Below are 1,360 nucleotides of genomic sequence, written 5' to 3'. Positions count from 1 at the left end.
CGACCGACCGGCCGCGCGACAGGTGGCGGCTCACCTCGTCGTTGCCCGAGTCGGCCTTGTGAGCCGTCCGGCTGCTGCCGTCCCGCGCGATGATCTCCAACCGAGGATCGAGCCGCTCGAAAGCCGACTCGATCGGTTTCACCCAAGCGGCCGACGGCACGCGCACGGTCAAGGCGATCGCTTCGGATCCTCCGATGCGGGCGGCCACGTCGCTCGGGAGCGCCGCGTCCAATGCCGCGCCCGAGAGGCACGACGCCGCGCCGGGGCGCCCTGCGGACACCTCAGCCGCCTGGTGCTCCTCCGGCGGATCGAAGTCCGCAACGTCGGCCGCACCGGGCTTCCGGACGCGCGCGCCGGCGCGATCCGCTTCGTCGTCGTTCATAGCGGTGGTGCTCCCGAAGACGACGACCGCCGGCGCAAGGAGCGCCGCGGAGCCGTGACCAACGAATCCTTGAAAACGATCGAGATCGACCGGACCCGGCGATGCGGGGCGCCGGTCGCGGCCGGCCGCTAGGCGCCGTAGCCGTGCATCCGGAGGAGCGGACGCCGGCTTCCTAGCCGGACGGTGGCGGCGGGGCCGAGCCCTAGGCGGAGATCGAGTTCGATCGAGCCCTCGCAGGCCAGCGCGCAGACCACCGCACGCATTTCGCGACGCGTATCGGCCAGGCGTTCGAGTTCGGCCATTTCCAGCGGCCCCTCGCTCTCGAGCGCCTCGACGATCTGCGCCCGATCGTCGCCGTGGATGTAGACCGAGCCATGGCTCCAGACCTCGCGCACCGAGGACAGGCGGGGCTCGGCGCGGATGTCGGCGGCGGTGACCTCCATGATGCCGGCGCAGCCGCGCTCGAAAGCGAGCTGGAGCAAGGCCTCGCCCTGCGGATCGGACGGCGGCCGCGCGTCGACGAGGTCGGCGGCGTAGCGGCCTCCGCAACGATCGAGGACGATGCCGTTCACGGCAACCACGCGGTCGGCGTGGACCACGGTGGGCTGATAGTCGATGGAGAAGATCATCGGATCGAGCGTGGCCTGGGCCAAGAAGTCGCGCACCATGGGATCGCGGGCCGCGATGGCCTTGGTGGACTTGTAGCCGACGAACAGGTTTGGACGTTTCTGCATCTACCCTCACTTTGTCGTTTGGAAACGGCGCGCGCGAGCGCCGCACGCCGTCGGCGTGCGGTGTCCGCGGGGAAGCGGGCGTATTGGCGTCGACGTTGCCTCGGCGGCGAAATGGGGGATCCCGGCAAGAATAGCCTTAGGACCGTTCGAGCGAGGCTCGCTATCGGAGAAGCACGTGGCCTGAGTGGGGCACCATAGATCACGATTTGTGCGAAAAGTCAATCAAAAAGATATTCATCAGATA

At 68.6% G+C, this 1,360-nt stretch carries 1 protein-coding gene and 1 pseudogene; both read right to left on the bottom strand.

Going from position 1 to position 1,360, the window contains the following annotated elements; all coding sequences use genetic code 11:
• Positions 1-382: pseudogene (locus AC1D00_RS41225) on the bottom strand (AAA family ATPase); the annotation flags it as partial.
• Positions 383-510: 128 nt separating this feature from the next.
• Positions 511-1,116, bottom strand: a complete 606-nt coding sequence (locus AC1D00_RS41220; protein ID WP_477014658.1) for a hypothetical protein — start codon at positions 1,114-1,116, stop codon at positions 511-513.
• Between the last annotated feature and the right edge of the window lie 244 nt (positions 1,117-1,360).

The sequence above is a fragment of the Bradyrhizobium sp. P2_E8 genome (assembly GCF_056403875.1).
Note: the sequence above shows the minus strand (reverse complement) of the source record. Positions and strands in the feature narration are given on the sequence as shown.